Source organism: Bradyrhizobium sp. Leo78, assembly GCF_059512425.1.
In genome coordinates this window covers 160856-166855 of record NZ_JCAMOT010000018.1, presented here as the reverse complement: position 1 = coordinate 166855, position 6000 = coordinate 160856, and the positions used below count along the sequence as shown (strand labels likewise).

The following is a 6000-nucleotide window of genomic DNA, read 5'->3' as shown; positions in this document are numbered from 1 at the left end:
GAAAAAACCGCACGAAATTACTTCGCTGTCGTCGCTATCGCCGCAACTCTGCTCTGGCTAAGATAACTGTCCACGCGACCTAGAGGAGTATGTTCTCCGGGCGACGCTGCCGCGAATTACTGGGCCCTGAAATCCCCAGTTCCACTATGTCTGTCGGCGTGCAAAAGAGGTTCAAAAGAAAACCCCGCGACGGGGGCATCGCGGGGCTTCTTAGCCGGTAGGCGGCAGGGGGAGTGTTCCTACCGGCACTTCCTGATGCTTACTCAATTCGTGACGATCAGAAGTGTTCCTGCGGAGTGTTGTCACGGGTCTCAAGGCCGCGCGCGGCATGCCGCAACGGCCTGGTGTTCTGATCTCACCTTTTTACACAAGCGTTTGAGCCTGCATCGCATTCCTATGCCGCCGCGCGCATGTCGGAACCGAGGCGACGTACGCAGCGAGGGCAGATCCATGAAAAGCATCATTCTGGCCACGGCGATCGTGGCGGTGGCGGCAACGTCCGGACAGGCGTTCGCACGTTCGGACGCCTCAACGCCGCGGCAGGAAACGGCGGCCGATCAGCAGATGGCACCGCAAATGAGCGATGGCGACGCCCACCGCTATCATGGCGGGCCAAAATCCAACGACTAAGCGCTGGCGCGGTTCGGCATTCACGCCAGGAGAACGCGGAGGCGCTTGCCGTCACGCCTTGCGGTCCAGCAGCGCCTCGCGTTCGGCTTGGGTCTGGGCGTCGATGACGCTCTGGACATCGGCATTGATCTGATGCGGCGGCGCTTTTGCAGTCTCGTCGATGACGAGCTGAACCTTCGCCTGCGTCACCGCGGCAGGGACGGGGTAGATGACCATGACGGCAACCTCCTGCCCAAAAATCCCAGATCCGCATTTACGTTTTCTAAAGAGGTGCGGTTAATGGGGATGAATTCGGTTGTCCAAACGTCCGGGAACTCCGATCGCGAGCAGGGCGGGGCGTGTGTGGATCGCTGCGCAGCAAGATCAGGAAATGCTTGGCAAAGGCCGGTCCGGCGGCCTGTGGATTTGCTGCGGATAAGCTGGGGACGAGAGGAAGCGGATGGCGCCCGTGCGGCGCCGTGTTCCTAACGATCTCTTTCGGGGCAGCCGATAACGCTATTCAGTTAGGTTAAGGGCAGGATCGCGTTGCGATAACCGGAGGTTGCGCGTAGGGATCAGGTGCGGAACCCGAGCCATGATGATCCCTTCATTCCACAATGCAGACAGGCGAACTCACCGGCGCGTGATGCTGGTGGGGCTGTTGTTTTGTCTCGCCTTCGTCGCGATCAGCTTTTCGCTGCGGCCGCAGGCGGACGATGGACGCGTGCTGGTGAAAGCCGACCGCCTGGTGCGCACCGCGGGCGAACCGCACAAGGCGAATTAGCGCGGATCCTGTCCGGGCAATTTCTCGCTAGAGGAGCGGTGATACATCGCGATGGCGATGAACCCGCCATAGCCGATGATGTTGATCAGAATTTCCAGCCAGACCGGCATGGCGATTACCCCTTCTGCAGCACAGTACGCGCAGAGGTCGTGGTTTGTTCCTGCCCCCAATCCATGGGTGGTCCGGCCGAGTTGCATAGCTCGAAGGGAGGCGGCCCGTCCAAGCGCTGCCAGCGCCGCCCCGATAGGCCCGCGGGTTCCCGATGCAACCAATCGGGAATTTCTGCGTTGGAGCCGCGGATGAATCCCTAAGGAGGCGAGGATGAAAAAGGCTTTCGTAGTTTTGGCTACGGTCGCCGCGCTGGGGGCGACCACAATGAGCTCGCCGGCCGAGGCGTACTGGCGCGGCGGCGGCTGGGGCTGGCGGGGTGCAGGTCCGGGCCTGGCATTCGGTCTCGCCGCGGGCGCACTGATTGCGGGCGCTGCCGCAGCGTCCAGCCCCTACTACTACGGTTACGGCCCGGGCTACTACGGCGGATACTACGGACCGAGCTACTACAACTACCCGGCCTATTATGGCGGCTACGGGTATCGACGTTACTACGGCGGTGGTCCTTACGCCTACGGGGGCGGCCCTTATTATCGGCGCGCCTACTGGGATCCTTATTGGTAACAGAAAGCCCGGAGCGACGCGCCCCGGGCTTTTTGACTCCACTTGTGCTGCGAGCGCCTAATCGGTCTCGATCGGTGCCTGCTGATAGCCGTGCCAGGCGCTGCCAAGCGTGCTCTCGTAATACTCCTGGCGCTCGCGTTCGAACTTTTGCTGGGTCGCCTTGAAGCTGGCGATGCGAGCGGCGATCTCTTCGCGTTCACGTGCAAGCAGCTCTTCCTTCTCGGTCATGGCGTCTTCGGTCATGGCTTCGATCATGGCCCATCCCTGTAATCGTAATGTCATCGGGGGCGAATTCGCCTCCCCAATGGGGCGCCAATGGGGAGGAGCCGGTGCAGGATTGTGGTGAGATGATGGGCAGCGAAGGCGGTGGATAAGGCGCGTACGCTGCTTGTCGCTTCTCCGCGGCCCCGCTAGCCAAAAAGAGAAACTGGGGAGGCCGTTCATGGCAAAGATCGATCTGGATTCACTAAGCATCGAAGAACTCGCAAGCTTGCGCGAGTACGCGACCGACAAGCTGTTCGAGAAGGTCGCGGCGCGCCGCGCCGAACTCGAAGCGGAATTGGAGAAGCTTGCCCAATACGGCAAGCCGGTGAAGAAGTCCGATGCCGCGCCGGTTGCGAAGACGAAGAAGAGCGACGAGGTGAAGGAGCCGAACGAGGCGAAGGAGCCGGTCGCCAAAGCGGCGTGACAAACCAGGCGGTTGTGACAAAGGCGGCCTGAGAGCCGCATCCTAGGTGCGATCCCTCGGTCCGGTTGGCCGTGCTATAGTGCGCGCGGTCAACTCGGGTTTCTCACGTGATTACAAAAGATCTGCGCAGCGGTGTCGAGGCGCTCGGCAATTTGATCGCCGAGGCCTCCACCATCGTTCCCTTCACTGGTGCCGGCATTTCAACCGAGAGCGGGATTCCCGACTTCCGCTCGCCCGGCGGGCTGTGGACGCGCAACCGGCCAATTCCATTCGACGAATTCGTTGCAAGTGCCGACGCGCGCGACGAGGCCTGGCGCCGGCGCTTTGCGATGGAGCCGATCTTCATGGCGGCGAAGCCCGGGCGCGGGCATCGCGCGCTCGCCTCGCTCTATCGCGCGGGGAAGATTCCGTCGATCGTCACCCAGAACATCGACAACCTGCATCAGATGAGCGGCTTCAAATCGGATCATGTGGTCGAACTCCACGGCAACACGACCTATGCGCGCTGCATCGGTTGCGGCAGGGCGTACGAATTGCCGTGGGTCAAGCAGCGCTTTGACGAGAACGGCAGTGCGCCCGATTGCACCGACTGCGGCGATCCCATCAAGACCGCAACCATCTCGTTCGGCCAGGCGATGCCGGAGGATGCGATGCGACGGGCGACGGAACTTGCGCAGCACTGCGACTTGTTCCTTGCGATCGGGTCTTCGCTGGTGGTGTGGCCCGCGGCCGGATTTCCGATGATGGCCAAGAACTGCGGTGCCAGGCTTGTGATCATCAACAACGAGCCGACCGATCAGGACGACATTGCGGATCTCGTGATCCGTCACGACATCGGCGAGACGCTTGGGCCGTTCGTGGGCAATTGACGCTCAATTGATTCGCGGTCGTGCAAGTCTGTTCATAGTTCCCGCCAGATTCATTTTTTATCTATGCGATACAAGCGGGAGTGTTATCTTTTGATTCGAGATTCGCGTGCGTTGTTCATGAGCGGTCGTGCAACAACGCACCGATAAGGTACCGTCGCAGAGAGACGGATTGCAGATGATGTGCGGGGTCCGGGGTCATGGGGTCGGACGGATTTGAGTCCAAGAAGCTCGGCGGTCCACCATCAGGTGGCGCCGGGCAGGGTAGGCTTGTGCCGGGTGAATACTCGGAGAGAGCACCGCGTGATCCGGCGGCGGATGCGTTCTCCGGCTTGGGCGATGCCGCCAACCTCGTCGAGATTTCCGGCGTCATCAAATGGTTCGATGCCTCGAAAGGCTACGGCTTCGTCGTCCCAGACAATGGCTGGCCAGATGTGCTTCTGCACGTCACCGTGCTCAGGCGTGACGGCTATCAGACGGCCTACGAGGGCGCTCGCGTGGTGGTTGAATGCGTGCAGCGCGCGAAGGGCTATCAGGCGTTCCGCATCCTCTCGATGGATGAAACGACGGCGATCCATCCGGCGCAGATGCTGCCGCCCAGGACCCATGTCACAGTCACCCCGACGAGCGGACTCGAGCGGGCGCAAGTGAAGTGGTTCAACCGGCTGCGCGGCTTCGGCTTCCTGACCTGCGGTGAAGGGACGCCCGACATTTTCGTGCACATGGAAACGCTGCGCCGCTTCGGCATGACCGAGCTGCGCCCCGGCCAATATGTGCTGGTGCGGTTCGGGCCCGGCTCCAAGGGCATGATGGCCGCGGAAATCCACCCGGAGACCGGCCCGTCGGCGCTGTCGTCGCACTGATTTTCTGCGCAAGCTCTAACGGAAACGTGAGCCGGATGGCGCGTGGCATATCTTTGCCCTCTGGCCATCGGCGCGGTGCTCGGGTTAGGTTCCGCGCGATTTGATTTTGCCGTGAGTGCAGTTTCCATGACTTTCGATCGTGTCACCGGGCATCGCCTGCTCGTTGCCCTGTTTGCGTCGCTTGCCCTCCTGTGTGGTGTGATCGCGGGCCCTGCCGCAAGGGCTGCGACGGTCCAGCCGCTCGAGATCGTCACCAAGAATGGAGTGCACGTCTTCTCCGTCGAGCTCGCGACGACCGAGGAGGAGAAGACGACTGGGCTGATGTACCGGAAGGAGCTGCCCGACGGCAAAGGCATGCTGTTCGACTTCTCGCCGGAGCAACAGGTGTCGATGTGGATGAAGAACACCTATGTGTCGCTGGACATGATCTTCATCCGCGCCGACGGCCGCATCCTGCGGATCGCGGAGAATACCGAGCCGTTGTCGACCAAGATCATCTCGTCCGGCGGGCTCGCCAAGGGCGTGCTGGAGGTGGTCGCGGGCACGGCGCAGAAATACGGCATCAAGCCCGGTGACCGGGTGGCCCACCCGCTGTTTAATGGCAAATAGAGCATGATCCGGAAAAGTGGGCACCGGTTTTCCGGAAAGATCATGCTCAACAAAGAGATGCGATGGTGATCCGATCAGCCTGATCGGATCACCATCGCGCCTGGCGAGCGGCTTGCTGGCGCCCGCCTAACCGTGTATCGACATCGCCTGCGGATTGCTCGGGGTATAGCGCAGCCTGGTAGCGCGGCAGTTTTGGGTACTGCAGGTCGTTGGTTCGAATCCAGCTGCCCCGACCAAAATATTAGTGGAATCAAATATTTGAGCGACGTGCTGCGTCCCGCCCGCTGATTTGCTGTGCACTGTCGGGAGTCTCGGGGTCAGCCGGAGAGAGCTCGTCGAGGGGCTTCCATGAGCGCGCGATCTGGCGAGTGCGCTCCGTTTCCAATCTTTGCAACCGGAAGGTGAATGGCGTCGGACGAACGTCCGATGCGCGACTGCCCGACCCATGGAATAACGTCGTTCTGTAATGCGCATGGAATCGATGACGATCCACGCGGGAGGAGGCGGCTTACTCTTATGCCGTCGAATACGAACGATTGCTGCGTCAGTGGGTAGGGAGCAAGAAAATGCGCTCGGATATCGGCATTGCTATCGTTGGATTTGTCCTGACGTTGTCGGTCTCGGTAGAAGCACATGCATCGTGCACAGGGCCGAGGAGTATGAAGGGAATCTGGAAGGGTAACGACACAGGTACCTACTTTGTCGCGCAACACGGAAACACTGTTTGGTGGTTTGGACAGAGTAAAGAGCGGAACTTTGCCAACGTTTTTCGAGGCACGCTATGTGGCGACATCATTGACGGCGAATTTTCGGATGTTGCCGGTGGCTTCAATTTTGCCGGTCCGCTGCGTCTCCAAATTGTGAGAGGCTCGGTAACTCGATAGCTTCGTTCAAGAAGGTGAGCGGTGG

10 protein-coding genes and 1 tRNA gene are annotated in these 6000 nt (G+C 60.8%); 9 read left to right on the top strand and 2 right to left on the bottom strand.

The features are described 5' to 3' along the window. Nucleotides 1–450: 450 nt before the first annotated feature. Nucleotides 451–630, top strand: a complete 180-nt coding sequence (locus tag AC5ZG1_RS22955; protein ID WP_456641572.1) for a hypothetical protein — start codon at nucleotides 451–453, stop codon at nucleotides 628–630. A gap of 51 nt (nucleotides 631–681) precedes the next feature. On the opposite strand, the gene AC5ZG1_RS22950 is transcribed toward AC5ZG1_RS22955, so the two are convergent. After that, a complete protein-coding gene (locus AC5ZG1_RS22950) occupies nucleotides 682–846 on the bottom strand; it encodes a hypothetical protein (RefSeq protein ID WP_208826239.1) in 165 nt (54 codons plus the stop codon). Nucleotides 847–1204: 358 nt separating this feature from the next. On the opposite strand from AC5ZG1_RS22950, the gene AC5ZG1_RS22945 reads away from it, so the two are divergent. After that, nucleotides 1205–1393 carry a hypothetical protein gene (locus AC5ZG1_RS22945; protein ID WP_130225694.1) on the top strand — a complete coding sequence of 63 codons (189 nt, stop codon included), beginning with the start codon at nucleotides 1205–1207 and terminating at the stop codon, nucleotides 1391–1393. A gap of 321 nt (nucleotides 1394–1714) precedes the next feature. Continuing rightward, nucleotides 1715–2065: a hypothetical protein gene (locus AC5ZG1_RS22940; RefSeq protein ID WP_456641573.1), complete on the top strand. Its 351-nt coding sequence runs from the start codon at nucleotides 1715–1717 to the stop codon at nucleotides 2063–2065. Between the two features lie 57 nt (nucleotides 2066–2122). On the opposite strand, the gene AC5ZG1_RS22935 is transcribed toward AC5ZG1_RS22940, so the two are convergent. Continuing rightward, complete coding sequence (locus AC5ZG1_RS22935) at nucleotides 2123–2320, bottom strand: hypothetical protein (protein WP_208826698.1); 198 nt, start codon at nucleotides 2318–2320, stop codon at nucleotides 2123–2125. Nucleotides 2321–2507: 187 nt separating this feature from the next. On the opposite strand from AC5ZG1_RS22935, the gene AC5ZG1_RS22930 reads away from it, so the two are divergent. The 6 genes from AC5ZG1_RS22930 to AC5ZG1_RS22905 all read left to right on the top strand — a co-directional run bounded on the left by AC5ZG1_RS22930 (nucleotide 2508) and on the right by AC5ZG1_RS22905 (nucleotide 5975). Further along, entirely contained in the window at nucleotides 2508–2753 is a 246-nt protein-coding gene (locus tag AC5ZG1_RS22930; protein WP_456641574.1) for a hypothetical protein, read from the top strand. Between the two features lie 107 nt (nucleotides 2754–2860). Then, nucleotides 2861–3622, top strand: coding sequence for an SIR2 family NAD-dependent protein deacylase (locus tag AC5ZG1_RS22925; protein ID WP_456641575.1), 762 nt, complete (start codon nucleotides 2861–2863; stop codon nucleotides 3620–3622). 197 nt (nucleotides 3623–3819) lie between these two features. Then, nucleotides 3820–4482: a cold-shock protein gene (locus AC5ZG1_RS22920; protein ID WP_130225698.1), complete on the top strand. Its 663-nt coding sequence runs from the start codon at nucleotides 3820–3822 to the stop codon at nucleotides 4480–4482. Between the two features lie 126 nt (nucleotides 4483–4608). Further along, nucleotides 4609–5091, top strand: coding sequence for a DUF192 domain-containing protein (locus tag AC5ZG1_RS22915; protein WP_456641576.1), 483 nt, complete (start codon nucleotides 4609–4611; stop codon nucleotides 5089–5091). Nucleotides 5092–5250: 159 nt separating this feature from the next. Further along, a tRNA-Pro gene (locus AC5ZG1_RS22910) sits at nucleotides 5251–5327 on the top strand. A gap of 330 nt (nucleotides 5328–5657) precedes the next feature. Then, on the top strand, nucleotides 5658–5975 hold the full coding sequence (locus tag AC5ZG1_RS22905) for a hypothetical protein (protein ID WP_496134148.1): 318 nt from the start codon (nucleotides 5658–5660) through the stop codon (nucleotides 5973–5975). Nucleotides 5976–6000 lie beyond the last annotated feature (25 nt).